Below are 19359 nucleotides of genomic sequence, written 5' to 3' on the forward strand. Positions count from 1 at the left end.
GCACAGACGGCGGCATGGTTGCTCAGCAGCGGGCGCTATTGTGCGCGATATCTATACGCTCTGCGTAGGGGCAGCGCAGTCCACATATTGACTAGTCGGTAAAAAATGACCGCCTCCTGTGGAAGATTCAAGCCAGAAACAGCTCCTGCAGGTCGCTCAGAAAGTCAAAACCACGCTCTGTGGGGGTGACCTTCTGAAAGTCCAGCTTCACGAGGCCCTTGGCCTCGGCCTCGTGCAAGGCCTTGGCAATGGAGCTGAGCGGCAGACCGGTGCGGTCCAGGTAGTCCTGTAGCGCAAAGCCCTCGCGCAGGCGCAGCGCATTGAGCATGAACTCAAACGGCAGATCGGCGCGCTTGACCTCGTCGTCCTGCGCCAGTGCATTGCCCTGCAAAGCCTGGGTCATGTAACGGGCCGGGTCGCGCAGCCGCACCTGGCGCACCACGCGGTGGGCAAAGCTCAGCTTGCTGTGGGCGCCCGCGCCAATGCCCAGGTAGTCGCCAAACAGCCAGTAGTTGCTGTTGTGCACGCAGGCATGGCCGGGCTTGGCATAGGCCGAGACCTCGTAGCGCTGCATGCCGGCCTGCGCCGTGCGCGCGGTGATCTGGTCAAGCATGGCATAGGCCACATCGTCCTCGGGCACGGCGGGCGGGTACTTCGCAAAAAAGGTGTTGGGCTCGATGGTCAGGTGGTAGATCGAGATGTGCGGCGGCGCAAATCCCAGCGCCTTGTCCAGGTCCCGCGCCAGGTCCTGGGCGGTCTGGCCTGGCAGGGCATACATGATGTCGAGGTTGAAGGTCTCGAAGCTGCTGGCGGCCTCTTCGACGGCGGCCATCGCCTGCGCGCCATTGTGCACGCGGCCAATGGCCTCCAGAAAGCGGTCATCAAAGCTCTGCACGCCAATCGACAGCCGGGTGATGCCCGCGCCGCGAAAGGCCCGAAAGCGGTCCTTCTCGAAGGTGCCAGGGTTGGCCTCCATCGTGATCTCGCAACCCGCGTCCACGCGCAGGCGGGCGCGAATGGCCGAGATCAGCCGGTCAATCGACTCGGGCGAAAACAGGCTGGGCGTGCCGCCGCCCAGAAAAATGCTGTGGATGCTGCGCCCCCAGATGAGCGGCAGGGCCTGCTCCAGGTCGGCGATCAGCGCATCGATATAGCGCTCCTCGGGCACCGCATGGCGGCCGTCCCGCACTTCGTGCGAATTGAAATCGCAGTACGGGCATTTCTTGATGCACCAGGGCAGGTGCACATAGAGCGACAGCGGCGGCAGGCTGGGCAGCTGCAAGGTGCCCGGGCGCATGTAATGCTGGATGTCGCGCTGCACCACCTGCTCAGAAGGCTGCGCCACTTGCAGCGGAATATGCACCCCCATCTCAGTCCTTGGGGGCAGCGGCCACCATCGGCGCGCCGGCCAGCCAGCTGTCCCGCAGCAGTGCCATCATCTGGCGCGAGGAGCGGCCCCGGTGGCTGTGCGCATGCTTGACCTCGGTGGCCATCTGCGCAAAGGTCATGCCCAGTGCGGGAATCAGCAGCACCGGGTCAAAGCCAAAGCCGCCCTCGCCCAGCGGCTCGGTCGTGATCTCGGCGGCCACGCGGCCGACGGCCACCAGCGGCTCCGGGTCCTTGGGGTGGCGCACCGCCACCAGCGTGCTCACCATGGCCGCGCGGCGGTCGGTGACGCCCTGCATTTGCTCGAGCAGCGCGCGCACATTGTTGGCATCGCTTTTGTCGTAGCCAAACTGCGTGCAGTAGTAGGCGGTATCCACCCCGGGCAGGCCGCCAAAGGCTGCCACGCACAGGCCGGCATCATCGGCAATCGCGGGCAGTCCGGTGCGCTCGGCGGCAAAGCGGGCCTTGCTCAAGGCGTTTTCCAGGAAGGTGCCATAAGGCTCGGGCGCCTCGCCCTCCATCAACGCGCCTTGGGGCACCAGGCTCACGCCCAGGGGCTCGAACATGGCCTGCAGCTCGGCGAGTTTGCCCTGGTTGTTGGAAGCAAGAACGATTTTCATGGGTCGGCACCAGCGGCTGCGCCGGGATCCCCGGGCAGCCCGCTGCTTTTTTGAGAACGGTAAAAACAGGCCTGGCGGCCTTGCGCCGCCATGCCAGGACAGGCTGAATTATCGGACCAGCGACAAAACGCAGTGCGTGCCGGGCTTATGCGGCCGGGGCGTCGGGCTTGGGCGGGGCCTGATGGCCAGCCTCAGGCTCTGGCGCTGGCGGCAAGGTGTCGCTCACCGGGTCTTCGGATTCAAAGCGCTCGGCACCGGGCATCTCCCACTCCATCGCCACGGCCGTGACGTTGTCGCTGGTCGCCCCCGCCTTGCGCAGCGCGGCATCGATCAGGTCGGGAATGGCGCGCGAGACCGACTTGTTGGCCAGCTCGCGGGCAATCACGGTCTCGGAGACGCTGCTCCAGAGGCCGTCGGAGCACAGCATGATGCGGTCGCTGCGGTGCATCTCGGTGGGGCCGGCCACATCGAAGAACGGACGCGAGGGGCTGCCCAGGCAGGTGAACAGCACATTGCGGTTGAAGCGGTCGGGGTTGATGCTGGTCACGCCCGAGCCGCGCAGCTCCATATAGGAGTGGTCGCGCGTGCGCGCCAGCACCTTGCCGCTGCGCACCAGGTAGAGGCGCGAGTCGCCGCAATGCACCCACCAGATATTGCCATCCTGCACCACCGAGGCCACCAAGGTGGTGCGTGGCGGGTCATCCATATTGTTGGCAATCGCGTACTTGAGGATGTTGTGGTGCGCCGAGAGCAGCGCGTTCTCAAGGAACTCGGCCGGGTCTTCCAGCTTGGGGCGCGCGAGGCGCTGAAAATCCAGCGACACCGTCTGCAAGGCCAGTTGCGCGGCCACTTCCCCTTCCGGATGCCCTCCCATGCCATCGGCCACGACAAACAGACAGGCTTCCTTGGTATAGCTATACCCCATCCTGTCTTCGTTTTTTTCCCGCCCGCCCTTGCGGCTGAGCTGGAAGACCGAGAACTTCATTTGGTTTGGCCTCCGCCCACGCGCTTTTTGGTATCGCTGACCAGCGAATCAATCGACATACGAACCTTCTCGGAGACGCTCAGTTTGGTATAGCGGCGCTCGTCTTCGCGCGCCAGCTCTTTTTGTAATAGGAACACCGATTGGGGCCGGGCCTGGGGGTCAAGCGCCATGCACCACTCCACCAGCTCGATCAGGTTGTCCGAGTACACGCCGCGCACCTTGGACATGGCCAGGCTCAGGCGGTCCTTTTCCTGGCGCTTGGGCGCATCGTTGGGCGGAATACCCTGCATGCAGGCATAGATGCAGGCACCGATCGCATAGATGTCGGTCCAGGGGCCCAGCGACATATCGCGGCGGTACATCTCGGGCGCGGCAAAACCGGGCGTGTACATGGGGCGGACAAAGTTGCCCTCCTTGCTCAGCACCTCGCGGGCAGCGCCAAAGTCGATCATCACCGCCTTGTTGTCGTCGGTGATGAAGATGTTGGCCGGCTTGATATCGAGGTGAAGCATCTTGTGCTGGTGCACGATGCGCAGACCGCGCAGCACCTCGTCGAACAGCGAGCGGATCGTGGACTCGCGGAAGACCTTGGCTTCCTTGAGATCGCGGGCGGTGACGACAAAATCCTGCAAGGTGGCCCCTTGCAGGTAGTTCATCACCATGTAGACGGTGTCGTTCTCGCGGAAGAAGTTGTATACGCTGACGACCGAGGAGTGCGAGATCTGGGCGAGCGCGCGGCCCTCTTCAAAGAAACTCTTGAGGCCCAGGCGGTACAGCGACAGCTTGTCGGGCTCGATGCTCGGCGACAGCGACCCCGGCGCACGGGTGGCCAGGCTGGACGGCAAATACTCCTTGATGGCGACCTGCTGGCCATCGGGCGCCAGCGCCAGATAGACCACCCCGAACCCCCCCGCCGATATGCGCCGCACGATCCGGTAGCCACCGATGACGGTATTGGCTGGTAGCGGCGCAGGCTTTACTTTTGACATAGTTTGATGAACAACGCAGGTATATGAGAAGCCTGATAATGAGCGCGATTGCAAGCAACCTCATACAGTCCTATGCCAGTTTACAGCATGACAGGCTATGCCTCTGTCCAGCAAAGCATCCCACCTGACGGTGACAACAATGCTCCCTCCCTCTGGCGCGTCGGACTGGAAATTCGCTCGGTTAACAGCCGTTTTCTCGATTTATCTTTCAAGCTTCCGGAAGATCTCAGAAGCTGCGAACCACAGTTACGCTCTCTGGTAGATAATAGTCTCAAGCGTGGCAAGGTGGAAGTACGTGTACTGATCAACAGTGAACAGGCTTCCAGCGTGCCCGTCGCCTCGCCCCGCCTGCTCCAGCAGCTGGGCAGCTTCCAGGACACTGTCAAGGCCTGGATGCCAACGGCCCAGCCCTTCACTGTGGCAGAAGTACTACGCCTGAGCGGCAGCGGCAACATCGAGCTGCCCGAGAACTGGGCCGACAATGTGGCCGCGCTGTGCCAGCAAGCCCTCAAGACCCTGCTCGACGCCCGCCAACGCGAAGGCAAGCGCCTGGCCGACATGCTGCAAGACCGCATCAAGCAGCTGCGCCAACTGGCTGAACAGGCCGAGCCCCTGATCCCCGAGCTGGTCAAACAGCAAAAGCAGCGCTTTTTGGAGCGCTGGCAAGAAGCGATGGCGCTGAGCGCCGGCAGCGTCTCGCCCGAAGCGGCCCAGGACCGTGCGCTGACCGAAGCGACCTCCTTTGCGATCCGCATCGATGTGGCCGAAGAACTCACCCGCATGCGCTCGCACCTGGAAGAAATCAGCCGCCTGCTGACCAAGGGTGGCGATATCGGCAAGCGCCTGGACTTTCTGATCCAGGAGCTGCACCGCGAGGCCAACACCTTGGGCTCCAAGTCCGCTGCGCTGGATCTGACCCGCATCAGCGTGGACATGAAGGTCCTGATCGAGCAGATGCGCGAACAAGTGCAAAACATCGAATAAGAAGCCAGAGTCTCTCTATGGAATACCCCGGAAACCTCTTTGTCGTCTCAGCCCCCAGCGGCGCGGGCAAGTCGTCCCTCGTCAAGGCCCTCCTCGAGCTCGACTCGCAAGTCTTTCGCTCCATCTCCCACACCACGCGCTCGCCGCGTGGCCAGGAAAAGCATGGGCGCGAATACTACTTCGCCTCGCGCGATGACTTCGAGCGCATGATTGCCTCCAATGCGTTTGTCGAATGGGCCAATGTGCATGGCAACCTCTACGGCACCTCCAAGAAGGCCATCGAGGAGCGCCTGGCCAAGGGCACCGATATCGTGCTGGAGATCGACTACCAGGGCGCTTTGCAGATCAAGCAAAGCTTCCCCCACGCCGTGCTGATCTTCATCCTGCCACCCAGCTGGGAAGAGCTGCGCTCGCGCCTGGAGAACCGCGGCGAGGACGCCTCCGACGTCATCGAAAAGCGCCTCACGAACGCGCGCGAGGAGATGGCGCAGGTCCACAAATTCGACTTCGTTATAATTAACGAATTGTTCGAGCGCGCTTTGTTCGATTTGAAGGCCGTTGTACATTCACAACGCTTGCGCTATTCGGCCCAAAAGCGTGTTCGCAGCGAAATATTCTCGTCACTCGACATCCCTGTTACCCTGGAGAACTCCTGATGGCCCGCATCACCGTTGAAGACTGCCTCGACAAAATCCCTAACCGCTTCCAACTGGTTCTGGCCGCTACCTACCGCGCCCGCATGCTGAGCCAAGGCCACACGCCCAAAATCGAAAGCCGCAACAAGCCGGCCGTGACCGCGCTGCGCGAAATCGCTGCAGGCAAGGTAGGCCTGGAAATGCTGAAAAAAGTACCCGGCTAAGCCCCTGCTTATGCAACAAAATGGCACCGAATGGCGGTGCCATTTTTCTTGGTATTCACACAAATTTGTCATCGCACGCTACAGTTAAGGCGTGAAGTCCGTGTCCATCCCCTCCGCACCCGCCCAAGTCTCTGGCGTCATCGCTACCGCCGCAGCCAAGCCTGCCATGTCGTATCCGGTAGTGGTGAGTGCCTACGCCGAATTTCTGGAGAAGCTCGACTACCTCGGTGAAGCAGATCTGGCCCTGGTCGAAGAAGCTTTTGATTTCGCAGCCAAGGCCCACACCGGCCAGTTCCGCAGCAGTGGTGACCCCTACATCACCCACCCCATTGCGGTCGCCGAGATCTGCGCGAGCTGGAAGCTCGACGCCCAGGCGCTGATGGCCGCGCTGATGCATGACGCGATGGAGGACTGCGGCGTCACCCGTGATGACATTGCGCGCCAGTTTGGCGACACGGTGGCCGAGCTGGTCGATGGCCTCACCAAGCTGGACAAGCTGCAGTTCAACTCGCGCGAAGAGAACCAGGCCGAGTCGTTCCGCAAGATGCTGCTGGCGATGGCGCGCGATGTGCGCGTCATCCTCGTCAAGCTGGCTGACCGCACCCACAACATGCGCACCATGTCCGACATGCCGCGCAGCAAATGGGGACGCATCTCGACCGAGACCATGGAGATCCATGTGCCCATTGCCAACCGGCTGGGCATCAACCGGGTCTACCGCGAGCTGCAGGACCTGGCCTTCAAGCACCTCTACCCCTGGCGCCATGACACGCTGGTCAAGGCGCTGGGCCGCTCGCGCAACCGGCGCAAGGACGTGGTCCAGAAGATCCATGCCGAGGTCGATTCGGCCTTTGCCAAATCTGGCATCAAGATCCGCCTGGGCAACCAGGAAAAAACACTCTACGCCATCTACAAGAAGATGGATGGCAAGCGCCTGTCGTTTGCCCAGGTGACCGACTCCTACGCGGTGCGCGTCATCGTGCCCAACCTGATCGACTGTTACACTGCGCTGGGCGTGCTGCACCAGGTGTTCCGCCCCGTGCCCTCCAAATTCCGCGACTACATCGCCAACCCCAAGTCGAACGGCTACCAGTCGCTGCACACCACGTTGGTCGGCCCCTCGGGCGTGAGCATGGATTTCCAGATCCGCACCGAAGACATGAACCTGGTCGATGAGTACGGCGTGCTCACACACTGGATGATCCAGGCGCGGGCCATGCCCAACGGCGAGCAGCTGGGCAACAAATGGGTGCAGTCGCTGCTCGACATCCAGGATGAGACACACGACGCCCATGAGTTCTGGGACAACGTGCGCGTGGACCTGTTCCCCGACTCGGTCTATGTGTTCACGCCCAAGAACCAGATGCTCACCTTGCCCCGGGGCGCGACCGTGCTGGACTTTGCCTACGCGATCCACTCCAATGTGGGCGAGCGCACGCAAGGCGCGCGCATCAACAACGAGCAGGTGCCGCTGAGCACCGTGCTCAAGAGCGGCGATGTGATCGAGATCTCGACCTCGCCCGATGCCGCGCCCCATCCCTCCTGGCTCACGATTGTGCGCACGGGCCGCGCCAAGTCCAAGATCCGCTACTACCTCAAGACCCAGGGCCAGAACGAGACCGCTGCGCTGGGCGAGCGCCTGCTCTTGCAGGCGATGCGGGCCGAAGGCATCTCGCAGTTGCCCGAAGACAAGGCCGTCTGGGACAGCCTGCTCACCCGCCTTGAAGCGCGCAACAAGGTGGAGCTGTTCAACGACATCGGCCAGGGCAAGCGCATTGCCGTGTTTGCCGCCAAGCAGGTGGTGGACCTGCTGGCCGAGCAAGGCCAGCGGCCGGACGCTGTGCTGCTGAGCCAGGAGCGCTTCAAGACCGGCGCCAGCACCGCCACCTCAGCGCTGGTGCTTGATGGCTCACCCAATGCCGCTGTCAAATACGCCAAATGCTGCCGCCCCGTGCCGGGCGACCCGATTGCCGCCCACCTGGACCGCAATGCCGGCCTCGTGGTGCACAACGCCCAGTGCGCCGTCTGCAAGCGACTGCTGGCCAAGGATGCCGAGCATTTTGTCGATGTGGAATGGGCCGATGAGCCCGCCAGCGAGTTCGACACCGGCGTCGTCGTCACCATCAACAATGGCAAGGGAGTGTTGGGCAAGATTGCCGCCGAGATTGCCGCCATGGGCTCGGACATCACCCACATCACGATGGATGACGAAGTGGCGATGGACACGATGGCGCTGCGCTTTGTGCTGACCGTCAAGGACCGTGCCCAGGTTGAGCTGCTGCTGCGCCAGCTGGTCAAGCTGCCCTATGTGCTGCGTGCGCACCGGGTGCTGCCCGTCGCCTGAGCTCCTCCCGATAGCGATCGGGACAGCCCCCCAACAACAGCGCGCCTTAAAGGCGCGCTTGTATTTTGAGAACGGGCTATTTCAAGAGGTCCCCGGCTCCGGGTACTGCACACCCAGCACCTCCAAAACCCGCATCCCGCCGGGCGTGGGCAGCTGCACCTCATCGCCAATGCGGGCCTTGAGCAGCGCCCGCGCAATCGGGGCCACCCAGCTGACCTGGCCCCGGCTGGCATCGGCCTCGTCGATGCCCATGATGGTGATCGACTCCTCGCTGCCATGCTGGTCGCAGTAGTGCACCGTCGCCCCAAAATACACCTGGTCGCTGCCGTGGTGCACCCCCGGGTCCACCACCTCGGCCGCCTCCATGCGCTTGGTCAGAAAGCGGATACGCCGGTCAATCTCGCGCAAGCGCTTCTTGCCATACAGGTAGTCGCCGTTTTCCGAGCGGTCGCCATTGCTCGCCGCCCAGTGCACCACCTCCACCACCTTGGGCCGCTCATCATCGATCAGTTGCAGCAGCTCCTGCTCGAGCGCGCGGTAGCCCCCGGGCGTGATGTAGTTCTTGCCGCCAGCAATCTTGGGCAGCTGCGGCAGGTCATCATCGTCGTCGTTGTCTGTCTCTTTGGTAAAGGCCTTGTTCATCCTGCTATTTAAACAAAGATTGGCGAAGGCTCCCACCAGAAAGAAAAAAGCCTGCCATCGCCATGGCAGGCTTGCCGTCTCAGGGGAGGCCGCTTTGCTTACACCGCCTGGCCCACGTTGGCCTGCGCAGCACCACCCAGCTCTGGCGGGTGGGTGACGATGCTGCGCAGCGCGGGCCGGGGCTGGGCCAGTGCAGCCAGGTCGGGGCGGGGGCGGGCAAAGTCGCTGTTGTGCAGGCCCAGCTTTTCGACTGCCGCCGCCATCGCCAGCAGGCGCCCGTCCTGGTGCAACGGGCCAATCATCTGCAGGCCAAAAGGCATGCCCGCCTCGTCACGGCCGCAGGGCAGCGACAGCGCAGGGTTGGTCGCCAAGGTCACCACATAGGTCAGGCTCAGCCATTCGTAGTAGTTGCGCTGGGTCTTGCCCTCCACCTCCTGCGCATAGAGCTGCTGCCAGGGGAAGGGCGACAGGGGAGTCACCGGTGCCAGCACCAGGTCGTATTGCTCGAATGTGCGCTGGAACATGCGCTGGATGCGCGTCTGCGCCAGATGCGCCCAGGCCCGGTCGCCCAGGCTGATGCTCGCAGCCATCTCGACATTGGCCCGCACATTCGGGCCCAGGGTCTCGGGGGCGGTGCGGTAGATATCGGCAAAGGCGGCGACAAAGCTCTCGGCGCGGATGATGTCAAAGCAGCGGTGCGCTTCTTCCAGGTTCCAGGGCAAGGCGTCCATGCAGGCCACCTCACCGGCCAAGGCCTGCACGCGCTTTGCAAAGGCACGGCGCACCACCGGGTCGACCGCGCAGGTGCCAAAGTCCTCGGTATAGGCCACGCGCAGGCCGCGCAGGTCCATCTCGGGCACGGGCCAGACGGGCGCATGGCTCACCCCCATGCTCAGCGGATCCATCGGGTGCGGGCCCATGCTGGCCTGCATCATCAGCGCGGTATCGGCCACATCGCGACCCATGGGGCCGAGCACCGAGATGGCCGACCAGCCCAGCGGCCGGTCGTCATTGGCGATCAGGCCCGGCGAGGGGCGCAGGCCGACCACGCCGCACAGCGCCGCCGGAATGCGCAGCGAGCCGCCGGTGTCCGAGCCGGTGCACAGCGGAAACATATCGGTGGCCAGCGCCGCGGCCGAGCCGCCCGATGATCCCCCGGCATTCAGATCCGGGTTGAAGGGATTGCCCGTAGCGCCCCAGACCGGGTTGCGGCTGTTGGCACCTGCGCCCATGTCGGGCGTGTTGGTCTTGGCCGTCACGATCGCGCCCTGGCCGCGCAGCCGGGCCACGAACGCATTGTCCTTGCCCGGCACATGGCCGCGCAGCCGCACATTGCCGCTGGTGGTCAGCAGGCCTTCGGTGGCCTGCAAGTCCTTCACGCCCAAGGGCAGGCCATGCAAGAGCGGCAGCTGGCTGCGCCGCCCCACCTGCGCTTCGGCCAGTTGGGCGGCAGTACGGGCACGCTCAAAATCGGTGGCGCAGAGCGCATTGACCGCCGGGTTGAGCGCCTGCATGCGGGCGATGCAGTCATCGAGCAGTTCGACCGGCGAGATCTGCCGGCTCTGGATCAGGCTGCGCAGCTCGACGGCGCTGTGTTCTACCAAACTCATTGTGTGGCCAATCCCAGTTTGTCGATCAAAGGCTTCCAGACAGCGATGTCGCGCTCGGCAAAGCCCAGCACATCGGCAGGTTGGCTGCGCATCAAGGTCACACCCATCTTGTCCATGCTGTTGGCATAGACCGGGTCGCTGTAGCACTGGTTGGTCGCGTCGTTCAAGGCCTTGACCACCTCCGGCGGCGTGCCCTTTTTGGCCACGACCGCAATCCATGACGGCCGCGCCAGCACGGCCGGCCCACCGGCCTCGGCAATGGTCGGCACATCGGGCAGCACCGCCGAGCGCTGGCCGGCGAAAATCGCCAGCGGCACGAGCTTGCCGGCCTTGACCTGGGGCGCGGCTGTGTTCAACACCAGAGTCATCGCCTGGATCTGCTGGCCCATCAAGGCCGTCAGGCCCGCGCTCTTGCCGACAAAGGGCACATGGGTGGCGGGCCAGTGCATCGCATCGGTCAGCGCCGTGGTCAGCAAATGCGCGGGGCTGCCCTTGCCGGGCGAGCCAAAGTTCAGCCCGCCGGCCTGGGACTTGGCGACCTTCTCCAGGTCGGCGAGTTTGTGGATGCCCGCGCCCGCCGGCACCACCAGCACCAGCGGCGATGAGCCAATCATCGCGACACCGGCAAAGTCCTTGAGCGGGTCATAGGGCATCTGCTGGTGCACATATGGCGTGATCGTCATCTGCGACATGCCGATGGTCATGGCAAACGCGCCATCGGCCGGCTGGCCCTTGAGGTAGTTGATGGCCAGGATACCGTTGGCGCCGGGCTTGTTCTGCACCACCACCGGCCGCCCCATCAGCCGCCCGGTGCATTCGCCCCAGGCGCGGGTCATCGCGTCCGATCCGCTGCCTGGCGGTTGCTGCGCGATCACCTGCAGCGGGGTCTGGGCGGCGGCGCCAAGGGCCCAGGCCGACAGGCCACAGGCAAGAAGGGTTGCTCTGATCAAGGGGTCACCTCGCTGGAAAAAGATTGAAGAAGGACAGACAGCTGCTGCAGTTGCTGCTCAATCGCAGCCGGGCTGGAGAACGGCGCGAGCACGCCCAGGCCGCGCAGGCAGGACAGCACCAGCTGAAAGCGCGCTTCAGCGGCGGGCCCACCGGCCCATTCGGGAAAGCTGCGCAGCATGCGCAGCAGCAGCTTGTCGTTGATCGGGGCGCGTGCGGCCTGGATATGCGCCACCATCGCGGCGTCGGCACGCACCGCCAGGTAGGCCTCCCAGGCCACCGCAAAGCGGGGCTGGCCATACAGCCGCCGCCAGGCCTGTTGCACAAAGTGGTCGGCGCGCCGCTGCAGAGGCCAGTGCGGCGCTGGCCAGAAACTGTCGTCGGTGTCGATCTGCTGCACCAACCGCTCAATGATCTGCAGCATCAGCGCGGCCTTGGACGGGAAATGGTGCTGCACCGCTCCGGTCGTCATGCCCGCGATACGGGCCACCTCATGCATCGACAAGCTCGCAAGCCCCTTGGCTTGCATCACTTCGAGCGCAGCATCCATCAGCCGCTCACGCGTCTGTTCACTTTTGATCTGATGCAGGTTGGGCACAACAGGGGGGTCTCCTGAAATACATTATGCGTGTAATGTAATTTGGCAGACATCCGGGTTTGGCCTAGGAGAGAGACGCCAAGTCTGCGGTCTATCCGCGCTGCATCAAAGGGATGAGGCCCCTCTTCCTCCTTGTCAAAATGCGCAGTGATTGCCGCTTGCCCAACAGCGAACCGGCCTCAAAAAAGATTCGCAAGCACCGCCAGCTCGGCCAGAAACGCCTGCATCTGAGGGCTGGCCTCTTCACCCGGCGCCAGCAAGCCATGCTTGTGCGCCAGTTGCCGAAACACCGACGCGGCGGCCAGCTGCGGCAACGCGGCAGCACCGTCTCCCTCCTCCCAGGCATCGCTCAGGTTGTCATGGGCTACTTCAATCATGCGAACTCCTCTCTTCTTGTGGGCAGCCAACGCAGAGCTTCGTTTACAGCTGCTGCCGGATGGCGACATCAAGCCTAGCCAGTTTATCGAAAATGCTGTATGAATATACAGTATTTTTATATCGCCATCGAAGGCACTAGGGTGAGCTCTATCACCACTTTCAGGGATTGACACCGTCTTGCACACATCGCACATTTAAATGTCAACATATGTAAAAAGCTTATGAAGGTGTACTAAATGGCCGTGAACCAGTTTTTAAGTGCGGGAGCGTTTGCAGCATTGGTTTCCATAGGGGTGCACCACAGTGCACATGCTCAGGCGTTTACAGAAGCTTTTAACGACATCAACACCCTGGCTAGTGGCGGATGGGTAATGAGCAATGCCAGCGTGGGTGTCGGGTCCACCGGCTGGTTTCAAGGCAATCCGCCCACTGCAGGTGGTCCTTTTGACGCACAAAGCGGCGCGGCCAATGCGTACATCGGGGCCAATTACAACAACACTGGCAGTGTCGGAACGATCAGCAATTGGCTGCTCATGCCTGATCGAACCATACGCAACGGCGATGTGCTGACTTTTTATACAAGAAAGCCCTCCCCGGACACCTACGCCGATCGCCTGGAAGTGCGCCTCAGCACGAATGGGGCCAGCACAAATGTCGGCAGCGGCACTGGCGTAGGTGATTTCACGACGCTGCTGATGAGTGTCAACCCTGGCCTCACCTTGGGGGTCTATCCAACCACCTGGACGCAGTACTCCGTCACCGTTTCGGGCCTGCCAGCCCCCACGTCCTCACGCATGGCCTTCCGTTATTTCGTCACCAGTGGCGGTTTGTCCGGAACGAACTCTGACTACATCGGCATCGACACTGTGAGCTATACGCCCTATGTATGCCCTTCTGTCGTGCTGACGCCTGCGGGCGCCCTTGCTGGAGGCAGCGTGGGCCAAAGCTACAGCACCACACTCAGCCAGAGTGGCGCGCTGGGCGCTCCAAACTTCGCCGTCACCTCGGGGGCACTGCCACCAGGTTTGACGTTGTCGAGCAGCGGCGCCATTTCCGGCACCCCCACAGCCTCCGGAGCCGCCAACTTCACGGTCACGGCGAACGATGCGAGCGGTTGTTCGGGAGCCCAGCCCTATTCCATCTCTGTGGAACAGGGATTGCAATCCATCAGCTTCCCATCGCAAAGCCCTGCCAGCCAGCTGTACACACCCGGGGGCAGCTTCTCGATCAATCCTCAGGCAAGTGCAAGCTCCTTCCTGCCCGTGAACTATGACAGCAGCACGCCAGCGGTCTGTACGGTGGCAGGCACCAATGTCTTCATCAACAGTGGCGGCATCTGCACACTCGTCGCACAACAAGCTGGAGATGTGAACTACAAAGCTGCGCCGTCCCAGGCTCAGAACGTCACCATTGACAAGGCAGCGCAGACCATCAGCTTCAGCTCGTTCATCCCCGCCAATGCCAAGGTAGGCGGCAGCTATACCGTTTCAGCCGATGGTGGCGCCTCTGGCAACGCCGTTAGCTTCTCGATCGACAGCGGCAGCCTGTCAGTCTGCAGCATCAGCGGCAACCTGGTCTCCTTCAATGGCGCCGGCAACTGCAGCATCAAAGCGAACCAACTGGGCAACGCCAACTACAGCGACGCTCCCCAGGTGCAACAGACGGTCGCTGTCGCTCAAGGTGGATCGGGCATCAGCATCAGCTCCAGCCAAAACCCTTCACAGCCAGGTCAGAGCGTGACGTTCACCGTATCGGTGACGTTTGATCCCAACAAGACCGCTGCTCTGCAGGCAAAAGCAGCGCCAGTGCCCACGGGAACGGTCGAGATCCTGGACGGCTCCACATCGCTGGGGAGTGCTGCACTCGTCAATGGCACGGCCACCATCACTGCCGTACTGCCTGCTACTGCGGGAGCGCACAGCCTCGTTGCCAGTTACAGCGGCGATGCCAACTACCCCGCACTCCAGAGCGAAGCCTTTGTCCAATCCGTTGTGGCAGCAGTGCCCACGGCGGTGCCTACGCTATCCGCATGGGCCGCACTCAGTTTGTCCGCCCTTCTGGCACTTGTCGGACTCACTGCAGTTCGCAGACGCCCTGGCGCATAAGCGCAGCAAGCCACCCCAACGGGGTGGCTTGCTGCCATCTCTTCACCACTTCGACCACCACCGACCATTTTGACCAGGCCCTTGCCATGCACACATCCCTTCACATATTGCGGCGCGCATCGCTTTTTCTCATCGCACTTTTATGTACTGCGCTTGCCCATGCAGCCACACTGACGACCACGTATAACGCAGGCAATAACCATCGAGGCAATATGTTCGATGTCATGGCCAACCAGGCCATTGCCATTACGCAGTTTGATATGTCGCCGATGGGAAATACGGATTATGAAATCTACTACAGGATCGGCACCTGGGTAGGCCATGCCAATTCGCCTGCTGACTGGACCTTGCTGCAAACAGGACCGGTATCGGCAAATGTGTCAGGTACAGGTGTACCGGTAGCACTGGACACCCCTTTAAGCCTGCTTGCCAATCAGACATATGCGTTCTATATCACCTCCACATCAACCGAAGTCAGCTTGAACTACAGCGATGGCAGCAATGTGGGAGCGCTTTTTGCTTCAGACAGTGTGTTGTCATTTTTCGAGGGAGGCGGTATGGAATACCCCTTTACCAACAACACGGGAGCGGTATACCAACCTCGGGTCTGGAACGGTGCCATCCACTACGAAGTCGTGGGCCCCGCCAGCCGCCTTGCCGTCAAAACACCTGCCACCGCAACCCAAGGCACGGCGCTCGATTTCAGCGTGACCGCCGTCGATGCCGCAGGTTACCAAGTGCCGAGCTATACCGGTACGGTGCAATTTTCCAGCTCGGATGCAGCTGCGACGCTGCCCGCCAGTGCAACACTGGTGAATGGCCAGAGCACATTCTCGGCAACATTCCTCACCACAGGTACACAAACTATCGTAGCTACAGATACAGTCGTCCCCGGCATCGTCGGCACATCCAACAATACGCTTGTTGCAGCAGCGCCGGTTCCTGATGCCCCGACCATCACTTCGGCCGTTGCAGGCAATGCAGAGGTAGAGCTGAGCTGGTCCGTACCTGCAGACAATGGTTCGGCCATCACGGAATATGTTGTGACGGGTCTGCCCCAGGGCAGCTGCACATCGGTGTCGACAAGCTGCCTGATCACCGGTCTGACCAACGGCACCCCCTACACCTTTACGGTGGTGGCCAAGAATCTGGGCGGCGGCAGCGCCGCCTCAGCTGCAAGCGTTGCCGTCATCCCCAGCGCAGATTTGCTCTTTTCTGGCGCCGGTCCCACCATTACTTTGCCCCAAGGCGCCATAGGCCAGAACTACAACGCACCGATACAAGTCAGTGGTGGCTTGCTCCCCTACAGCTTTGCACTCAGCGGTAACCTGCCTGCAGGCCTCAGTCTCAACACCAATACCGGCGTGATCAGCGGAACGCCCACTACGGTGCAGACGGAAGAGTTCAGCATCACGGTCACGGACAGCGTAAGCGCGCAACAGTCCTTTGATAAGGCGGCGGCTGTCCATACCGCAACGCAGAGCTTCAGCATTACCATCACGGCAGCGCCCGTGGCGTCAACGCCGACGCCTGTTCCTGGCCTGGGCACCTGGGGTCTTCTGGCGCTGTCGGCCTTGCTGGCACTGCTGGGCATGGCGCGGGGCCGTGGTCGGTTCAAGGCCTGGTCGCTATAAGCGGTCCATAAGGTCTGAAGATTGGGCGTCGCCTCAGCGCTCCAGACCAGCGCAAACTGCGCGCCATCAAAATTCTCAGCATGCCGGGAATAATCCCGGCAGGCCATCCGTCTACAGAGGTGTTCCTCCACCCAACCTTGAAAGATGGTCACCATGAAAACCCCTTATGCATCCCTGATCGCTCTGTCTCTGGCCGCGCTGCTGGCCCCGTTGGCCCAGGCCGAGCCGGCGGCCAAGATGGCCCATGGCATGCTGGTCAATGCCAGCGGGATGACGCTCTACACCTTTGACAAGGATGTGGCCGGCAGCAACAAGAGCATGTGCAACGGCCCTTGCATCGCACTGTGGCCTGCCCATGCTGCGGCGGCCGATGCCAAGCCCGAAGGCGACTACAGCATCGTCACCCGCGACGACGGCAGCAAGCAGTGGGCCTACCAGGGCAAGCCGCTCTATACCTATACTGCAGACAAGAAGGCTGGCGACGCCACGGGCGACAACTTCAAGGACGTCTGGCACGTCGTCAAGTAAGCGCTGGCTGCTGCTGATTCCCCTCCTCACCCCGGACCTCACTGCCCCCATGCGCGCACAGGACGAAGCGGAGATTGTGGCCTGCATCCCCAGCCTGCGGCGTTATGCGCGCGGGCTGGTCAGTGACCCGGACCGCGCCGATGACCTGGTGCAGGACACGCTGGAGCGCGCCTGGTCGCGCTTGTCGATGTGGCAAAAGCGCAATGAGCTGCGCGCCTGGATGTTCGGCATCATGCACAACCATTTCATCGACCGGCTGCGCGCCCAGCGCAGCCGGCCCGAAGACAGCGCAGGCGACGAGCTGCCTGAGCTGCCCCAGCGGGCCCAGCAGACCGATGCATTGGAAGTGCGTGACCTCGACCGGCTGCTGCAGCGCCTGCCGCCCGAGCAGCGCGAGGTGCTGCTGCTGGTCAGCGTTGAGGCGCTGAGCTACCAGGAGGTGGCACAGATCACCGGCGTGCCGCTGGGCACGGTGATGTCGCGGCTGTCGCGGGCGCGCGCACGGCTGCGCGACGAGATGGCCAGTCCCAGCCAGCGCAAGGAGCAGGACAAAGTCAGCCATGCAGCGCAAAGAATTCAACGGGTGAAGTGACCATGGACCAGCCCAACCTCCAAGCCCTGGACGCCAGTCCCATGCCGCCGGTGACCGAAGCCGATCTGCATGCCTATGTGGACCAGCAATTGCCCAGCGCACGCCGCCTTCAGGTCGAGCACTACCTGCACGAGCACCCGGAAGAGCGCGCCCGGGTGCAGGATTGGCTGCAGCAGAATTCGCGGCTGCGCGAGATGCTGGCCCCCGTGATGGACGAGCCCTTGCCGATGGGCCTGCCGCTGCGCCCCACACACAGCAGCCTGCCCTGGCGCAGCCTGGCCGCCGGCGTGCTGGTGGCGGTCATCAGCGCCGGTGCCGCCTGGTCGATCCGCGGCGCAGTCGATGCCAAGGCCGTCCAGCTCGCGATGGCGGGCCAGCCCGCAGCCCACAGCCCGCGACCCGCCCAGCCCCCGCTGCCACCTGCCAGCGGCAGCGCCCTGAGCGGTTTTGCCCAGCGCGCCGCGATTGCTCATGTGGTCTACAGCCCCGATGTGCGGCGCCCGGTGGAGGTTGGCGCCGAGCAGGAGCAGGCGCTGGTCACCTGGCTGACCAAGCGCATGGGCACCCAGGTGCGCCCACCGCCACTCAATGCGCTGGGCTACCGCCTGATGGGCGGCCGCCTGCTGCCCGGCGACAGCGGGCCGGTGGCGCAATTCATGTACGAGACCGAGGCGGGCTTGCGCCTGACCCTGTATGTGACCCGCGAGGTGAGCAGCCAGAGCGATGCGCAGTTCAAGTTTGGCCAGGACGGCCCTGTCAACGTCTTCTACTGGGTGGAGAACCACCTGGGTTACGCCTTAGCGTCAGATGCCGACCGGGCCGAGCTGATGCGTGTTTCGCAGGCGGTCTACCAGCATCTGCAGCAGGACTGAATGGCCGCACCATCGCTGCCAACTGCGACACCATCCAAATAGCCTCCGGCCTTTGCATCGCCAGGGCGAGAACCATGCGCACGCCCCCCCGGCCTTTGGGCACGAGCCGCAGTCGCCCGCTGGGCAGCCCATTTTTGTGCCGATAAGGCGGGCAGAAATCTGCCGCCCGCGCAGGGACACAGCCTGCAGATGCTGCGCTCAGAGCCCGCCGCCAGTGATGCTGCCAACGGGCGATCAGGCTGGGGCGTTTTGCTGTAATAAAGCCGCTGCCTTTGCAGGCGGCGCATGCAATACGTCTGTGGGACTGGGAGTGAGCCACATGCGCGCGGCTGGAAACCGAATCAATCCCCCAGGGGCTTGGGATGCTGCATCGCAGCCAGCCGGCGGTACTTCTCGAAAGTCTTGCTGATGTCGGTGGAGACCGAAGGCACATAGCGCTTCGCTTTCTCGCCGCGATGGGCCACCAGCGGACGAGTCGGCATGGTCAGCATCGGAAATGATGGCTGGTTTTGCATACCCAACTCCTTTCACAAAAGACTTTTCAATCGATTCAGTCAATGATTTAAGAATGTAAGCCTTGCTTGCGCAAAGTCAAGCCACCGGCCCGGTTCGGCGCCGTCATGGTTGTAATTAATTGCAAACAAAACGCAGAAATTCCACGGACTGGCCACACCGATCTGCAGCGGCCCAGGTTAGAGATTGCTGACAATCCATTTCAATAATTTCATACAGAATCCCTGGTCTCAAGATAGCCACCAGGGTCTGTTTTCCCAGGTTGGCCTTCCACGGTGGGAGGTTTTCCATGCCAGCGCTTATCCAGGTTCGATCACCCCAATCTTCATCGCCCAGCCAGCTCAGACTGGGCAAAGGTCAGACCCTGATTGGCCGTGGTCAGGGCTGTGGTTTGCGCCTGAATGACCAGGGTGTCAGCAGGGACCATGGCGCATTCAGCTACTACATCGGGGTATTGGTGGTGGAGGACCACGACAGCACCAATGGCATCTTCGTCAACGGCACCAAGGTCAAGCGCCAGGTGCTCTACACAGGCGACCGGGTGACAGTGGGGCCGATCGAGATCTACATCCAGAAGGGATCGGCGGCTCCGCCCCCTGATGCCGCATGATCGCCGCCAGCGATTGCTGCTACTGGCCAACGGGGCTGGGTCCAGCGCAGGCACAGGCCACCGCCTGGCAGATTCAACGCAGGTGGTCAGCAGCCTTTCTCAACACCATCCACATGTTCTATTTTTCCACGACAGGCTGAGAAATCAACGAGGGTCCCTGCT

General features: G+C 62.5%; 20 protein-coding genes. 10 read left to right on the plus strand and 10 right to left on the minus strand.

The features are described 5' to 3' along the window. Positions 1-127 precede the first annotated feature (127 nt). The 4 genes from hemW to F0Q04_RS19775 form a co-directional block, all read right to left on the minus strand. On the minus strand, positions 128-1369 hold the full coding sequence (hemW, locus tag F0Q04_RS19760) for a radical SAM family heme chaperone HemW (protein ID WP_182343072.1): 1242 nt from the start codon (positions 1367-1369) through the stop codon (positions 128-130). Position 1370: 1 nt separating this feature from the next. Beyond that, a complete protein-coding gene (locus F0Q04_RS19765) occupies positions 1371-2006 on the minus strand; it encodes a non-canonical purine NTP pyrophosphatase (RefSeq protein ID WP_116927176.1) in 636 nt (211 codons plus the stop codon). A 145-nt stretch (positions 2007-2151) separates the two neighbouring features. Next, positions 2152-2991 carry a PP2C family protein-serine/threonine phosphatase gene (locus tag F0Q04_RS19770; protein WP_182343074.1) on the minus strand — a complete coding sequence of 280 codons (840 nt, stop codon included), beginning with the start codon at positions 2989-2991 and terminating at the stop codon, positions 2152-2154. Further along, the gene (locus F0Q04_RS19775) at positions 2988-3980 is read right to left on the minus strand and encodes a serine/threonine protein kinase (RefSeq protein ID WP_021026330.1); all 993 of its coding nucleotides are present in this window, start codon (positions 3978-3980) and stop codon (positions 2988-2990) included. The genes F0Q04_RS19770 and F0Q04_RS19775 overlap by 4 nt, the downstream gene beginning before the upstream one ends. A 72-nt stretch (positions 3981-4052) precedes the next feature. Between F0Q04_RS19775 and F0Q04_RS19780 the strand changes: the two genes are divergently transcribed. The 4 genes from F0Q04_RS19780 to F0Q04_RS19795 all read left to right on the plus strand — a co-directional run bounded on the left by F0Q04_RS19780 (position 4053) and on the right by F0Q04_RS19795 (position 8167). Further along, positions 4053-4964 carry a YicC/YloC family endoribonuclease gene (locus tag F0Q04_RS19780; protein WP_182343076.1) on the plus strand — a complete coding sequence of 304 codons (912 nt, stop codon included), beginning with the start codon at positions 4053-4055 and terminating at the stop codon, positions 4962-4964. Between the two features lie 17 nt (positions 4965-4981). Then, positions 4982-5620, plus strand: coding sequence for a guanylate kinase (gene gmk, locus F0Q04_RS19785; protein WP_116927173.1), 639 nt, complete (start codon positions 4982-4984; stop codon positions 5618-5620). Continuing rightward, complete coding sequence (gene rpoZ / locus F0Q04_RS19790) at positions 5620-5823, plus strand: DNA-directed RNA polymerase subunit omega (RefSeq protein ID WP_021026333.1); 204 nt, start codon at positions 5620-5622, stop codon at positions 5821-5823. Before gmk ends, rpoZ begins: the two co-directional genes overlap by 1 nt. Before the next feature lie 166 nt (positions 5824-5989). Further along, positions 5990-8167 carry a RelA/SpoT family protein gene (locus F0Q04_RS19795; RefSeq protein ID WP_116927225.1) on the plus strand — a complete coding sequence of 726 codons (2178 nt, stop codon included), beginning with the start codon at positions 5990-5992 and terminating at the stop codon, positions 8165-8167. 81 nt (positions 8168-8248) lie between these two features. On the opposite strand, the gene greB is transcribed toward F0Q04_RS19795, so the two are convergent. From greB to F0Q04_RS19820, 5 genes are all read right to left on the minus strand, one after another. Beyond that, the gene (greB, locus tag F0Q04_RS19800; RefSeq protein ID WP_116927172.1) at positions 8249-8809 is read right to left on the minus strand and encodes a transcription elongation factor GreB; all 561 of its coding nucleotides are present in this window, start codon (positions 8807-8809) and stop codon (positions 8249-8251) included. A gap of 98 nt (positions 8810-8907) precedes the next feature. Continuing rightward, entirely contained in the window at positions 8908-10419 is a 1512-nt protein-coding gene (locus tag F0Q04_RS19805) for an amidase (RefSeq protein ID WP_182343078.1), read from the minus strand. Beyond that, a complete protein-coding gene (locus F0Q04_RS19810) occupies positions 10416-11369 on the minus strand; it encodes a Bug family tripartite tricarboxylate transporter substrate binding protein (RefSeq protein WP_232539414.1) in 954 nt (317 codons plus the stop codon). The genes F0Q04_RS19805 and F0Q04_RS19810 overlap by 4 nt, the downstream gene beginning before the upstream one ends. Further along, complete coding sequence (locus tag F0Q04_RS19815) at positions 11366-11965, minus strand: TetR/AcrR family transcriptional regulator (RefSeq protein WP_116927170.1); 600 nt, start codon at positions 11963-11965, stop codon at positions 11366-11368. The genes F0Q04_RS19810 and F0Q04_RS19815 overlap by 4 nt, the downstream gene beginning before the upstream one ends. Before the next feature lie 179 nt (positions 11966-12144). After that, a complete protein-coding gene (locus tag F0Q04_RS19820; protein WP_116927169.1) occupies positions 12145-12342 on the minus strand; it encodes a hypothetical protein in 198 nt (65 codons plus the stop codon). Between the two features lie 237 nt (positions 12343-12579). Between F0Q04_RS19820 and F0Q04_RS19825 the strand changes: the two genes are divergently transcribed. The 5 genes from F0Q04_RS19825 (at position 12580) to F0Q04_RS19845 (ending at position 18074) form a co-directional block, all read left to right on the plus strand. Continuing rightward, positions 12580-14448: an IPTL-CTERM sorting domain-containing protein gene (locus F0Q04_RS19825; RefSeq protein WP_182343080.1), complete on the plus strand. Its 1869-nt coding sequence runs from the start codon at positions 12580-12582 to the stop codon at positions 14446-14448. A gap of 86 nt (positions 14449-14534) precedes the next feature. Then, positions 14535-16082, plus strand: a complete 1548-nt coding sequence (locus tag F0Q04_RS19830; RefSeq protein WP_182343082.1) for an IPTL-CTERM sorting domain-containing protein — start codon at positions 14535-14537, stop codon at positions 16080-16082. A 153-nt stretch (positions 16083-16235) separates the two neighbouring features. Beyond that, positions 16236-16610, plus strand: a complete 375-nt coding sequence (locus F0Q04_RS19835; protein ID WP_116927223.1) for a hypothetical protein — start codon at positions 16236-16238, stop codon at positions 16608-16610. Between the two features lie 49 nt (positions 16611-16659). Next, positions 16660-17202 carry an RNA polymerase sigma factor gene (locus F0Q04_RS19840; protein WP_116927166.1) on the plus strand — a complete coding sequence of 181 codons (543 nt, stop codon included), beginning with the start codon at positions 16660-16662 and terminating at the stop codon, positions 17200-17202. Positions 17203-17204: 2 nt separating this feature from the next. After that, on the plus strand, positions 17205-18074 hold the full coding sequence (locus F0Q04_RS19845; RefSeq protein ID WP_182343084.1) for an anti-sigma factor family protein: 870 nt from the start codon (positions 17205-17207) through the stop codon (positions 18072-18074). Positions 18075-18415: 341 nt separating this feature from the next. Here F0Q04_RS19845 and F0Q04_RS19850 read toward each other — a convergent pair whose 3' ends face one another. Beyond that, entirely contained in the window at positions 18416-18589 is a 174-nt protein-coding gene (locus F0Q04_RS19850; protein ID WP_021026347.1) for a hypothetical protein, read from the minus strand. A gap of 287 nt (positions 18590-18876) precedes the next feature. Between F0Q04_RS19850 and F0Q04_RS19855 the strand changes: the two genes are divergently transcribed. Further along, the gene (locus F0Q04_RS19855) at positions 18877-19197 is read left to right on the plus strand and encodes an FHA domain-containing protein (protein WP_116927164.1); all 321 of its coding nucleotides are present in this window, start codon (positions 18877-18879) and stop codon (positions 19195-19197) included. Positions 19198-19359: the final 162 nt, after the last annotated feature.

The organism is Comamonas koreensis, assembly GCF_014076495.1.
GTDB classification, from domain to species: domain Bacteria; phylum Pseudomonadota; class Gammaproteobacteria; order Burkholderiales; family Burkholderiaceae_C; genus Comamonas; species Comamonas squillarum.

Coding starts and splice junctions, on each gene's coding strand:
- hemW (WP_182343072.1), bottom strand. CDS start 1,369: ATGGGGGTGCATATTCCGCTGCAAGTGGCGCAGCCTTCTGAGCAGGTG.
- F0Q04_RS19765 (WP_116927176.1), bottom strand. CDS start 2,006: ATGAAAATCGTTCTTGCTTCCAACAACCAGGGCAAACTCGCCGAGCTG.
- F0Q04_RS19770 (WP_182343074.1), bottom strand. CDS start 2,991: ATGAAGTTCTCGGTCTTCCAGCTCAGCCGCAAGGGCGGGCGGGAAAAA.
- F0Q04_RS19775 (WP_021026330.1), bottom strand. CDS start 3,980: ATGTCAAAAGTAAAGCCTGCGCCGCTACCAGCCAATACCGTCATCGGT.
- F0Q04_RS19780 (WP_182343076.1), top strand. CDS start 4,053: ATGCCAGTTTACAGCATGACAGGCTATGCCTCTGTCCAGCAAAGCATC.
- gmk (WP_116927173.1), top strand. CDS start 4,982: ATGGAATACCCCGGAAACCTCTTTGTCGTCTCAGCCCCCAGCGGCGCG.
- rpoZ (WP_021026333.1), top strand. CDS start 5,620: ATGGCCCGCATCACCGTTGAAGACTGCCTCGACAAAATCCCTAACCGC.
- F0Q04_RS19795 (WP_116927225.1), top strand. CDS start 5,990: ATGTCGTATCCGGTAGTGGTGAGTGCCTACGCCGAATTTCTGGAGAAG.
- greB (WP_116927172.1), bottom strand. CDS start 8,809: ATGAACAAGGCCTTTACCAAAGAGACAGACAACGACGACGATGATGAC.
- F0Q04_RS19805 (WP_182343078.1), bottom strand. CDS start 10,419: ATGAGTTTGGTAGAACACAGCGCCGTCGAGCTGCGCAGCCTGATCCAG.
- F0Q04_RS19820 (WP_116927169.1), bottom strand. CDS start 12,342: ATGATTGAAGTAGCCCATGACAACCTGAGCGATGCCTGGGAGGAGGGA.
- F0Q04_RS19825 (WP_182343080.1), top strand. CDS start 12,580: ATGGCCGTGAACCAGTTTTTAAGTGCGGGAGCGTTTGCAGCATTGGTT.
- F0Q04_RS19830 (WP_182343082.1), top strand. CDS start 14,535: ATGCACACATCCCTTCACATATTGCGGCGCGCATCGCTTTTTCTCATC.
- F0Q04_RS19835 (WP_116927223.1), top strand. CDS start 16,236: ATGAAAACCCCTTATGCATCCCTGATCGCTCTGTCTCTGGCCGCGCTG.
- F0Q04_RS19840 (WP_116927166.1), top strand. CDS start 16,660: ATGCGCGCACAGGACGAAGCGGAGATTGTGGCCTGCATCCCCAGCCTG.
- F0Q04_RS19845 (WP_182343084.1), top strand. CDS start 17,205: ATGGACCAGCCCAACCTCCAAGCCCTGGACGCCAGTCCCATGCCGCCG.
- F0Q04_RS19850 (WP_021026347.1), bottom strand. CDS start 18,589: ATGCAAAACCAGCCATCATTTCCGATGCTGACCATGCCGACTCGTCCG.
- F0Q04_RS19855 (WP_116927164.1), top strand. CDS start 18,877: ATGCCAGCGCTTATCCAGGTTCGATCACCCCAATCTTCATCGCCCAGC.